2 protein-coding genes and 1 pseudogene are annotated in these 1,657 nt (G+C 56.3%); all 3 read left to right on the top strand.

What is annotated here, in order from left to right:
- Window positions 1-642 (top strand): annotated as a pseudogene (locus DNK59_RS32010) (phage tail protein); the annotation flags it as partial.
- Entirely contained in the window at window positions 639-1,019 is a 381-nt protein-coding gene (locus DNK59_RS31390) for a phage tail assembly chaperone (RefSeq protein ID WP_110725846.1), read from the top strand. The pseudogene DNK59_RS32010 and the gene DNK59_RS31390, both read left to right, overlap by 4 nt.
- Before the next feature lie 98 nt (window positions 1,020-1,117).
- Window positions 1,118-1,657 (top strand): phage tail protein (locus DNK59_RS31385; RefSeq protein ID WP_177431328.1); only part of this gene is annotated, 540 nt, incomplete at its 3' end.

The following is a 1,657-nucleotide window of genomic DNA, read 5'->3' as shown; positions in this document are numbered from 1 at the left end:
GAGTTTCTGCGGGGTTGGGATCATGGGCGTGGTATCGATACGGGGCGGGTTATTGGCAGTCGACAGGCTGCCACGATTGTCAGTGCTGGTGACGGGACAAGAACATCTGCTGCAGTAGTTTCGTTTTACAACAACGCGGATGAGAGCTTGGAGGGGAATAAGTCGAGGCTCAATTCTGATGGCACTCCTCCGCTGCCAATCACTGGTGTTTCAGATATCTATGCGGGAACTACTGGATCCGACGTTATTGCTTACTCTGCAATGTATGTCCGTCCACGCAACCTGGCGGTCATGTGGTGCATCAAAGCCTGGAACGCTCCGGTCAACCAGGGAAATATCGATATCGCAGGCTTGGCCGCAAACGTTGCGGCACTTGAGGCTAGGCCACGTGGCCTGGGCGATGGCCAAATCTGGCAAAACCTTACAACAAGCCGCGTTTCTGGAACTGTCTACACCAATACGACTGGGCGCCCGATTCAGGTACATGTGGCGATCTCGAGTGGAGCTGTTTACGCCCGGGTAGGTCCTGTGGACGTATCTTTCTCGGCGTATCACGCAGCGTTCGTAGTACCTGCTGGAGCCACTTATACAGTCACACTCAACAATCCAGTTAACTTGTGTTGGGCGGAGTTGCGCGCATGAAGTATTTCCATAACCCCGAGACCAACGAAGTCCACGCCTACGATGAGGATGCTCCTGGTGAGTTCATCCCAAGCAGCTTGTTGCCAATGTCCGAAGCACAGGTGCAAGCCTATATCGCCAGTGCGACAACTGCCTTGCCTACCAAGGAAGATACGGAGCGCAACTGGCGTGATAACGAACTGACTTCGCTGATGTGGCTGCGTGAGCGGCATCGCGATCAGCTCGATATTCAAGCCCCGACCAGCATTGATGGGGAGCAGTTCAAGGAGCTGCTGGTGTATATGCAAGCCCTGCGCGATTGGCCGCAATCGGTGGATTTCCCCGACGCCGATTTGCGTCCGCTAGCGCCCCCCTGGATTGCCAAGCAAGTTCAATAAACGCCCCGCCTCGCCGGGGCGTTTTCTTTTCCAGTTTTCTAACTATGTCCACGCTGAACTCCCTCGGCGTGGATGAATGACAACGAGAGGACAGACGAGTGGATTATCCAAAGAGTGTGCCAAGTGTTGGGTTGGTTAATGGGAAGTTTGTTGACGAGAACCCGGTCACGGGGCAAGTCGGCTCACTGATTTCTTCCGACTGGGGAAATGCGGTGACCGATGAATTGCTCAATGTGATTCGTGCGGGTGGGAAGGAGCCGGCCGAGGCCGAGCATGACCAGTTGCTGGCGGCGATCAAGGCCATCGTCCGGGATTCGATACCGCCAGAGAAGATTCGCAGCACCTTGGCCGAGTACGGCATCACCGACGCCTATACCAAGTCGGTGACCTACACCAAGGCTGAGATCGAAGCGCTGCTGAAGAACATGTCGGCCCTGCCGGTGGGGGCCATGGTGCCGTTTCCCAAAGGTGTGGTGCCGGCGGGATTTCTGGAAGTGGATGGCAGTGTGCAGAGCACAGCGACCTATCCGGATTTGGCGGTTTACTTGGGGACGACCTTCAACACCGGGGGCGAGGGCGAGGGCAACTTCCGTTTGCCGGAGTCGCGGGGGGAGTTTTTGCGGGGTTGGGATCATGGG

It is taken from the genome of Pseudomonas sp. TKO26 (assembly GCF_003225665.1).
Classification (GTDB): domain Bacteria; phylum Pseudomonadota; class Gammaproteobacteria; order Pseudomonadales; family Pseudomonadaceae; genus Aquipseudomonas; species Aquipseudomonas saponiphila.
Note: the sequence above shows the minus strand (reverse complement) of the source record. Positions and strands in the feature narration are given on the sequence as shown.

What these genes read in the sequence shown, in the direction of transcription:
- DNK59_RS31390 (WP_110725846.1), top strand. Translation starts at nt 639, where the DNA reads ATGAAGTATTTCCATAACCCCGAGACCAACGAAGTCCACGCCTACGAT.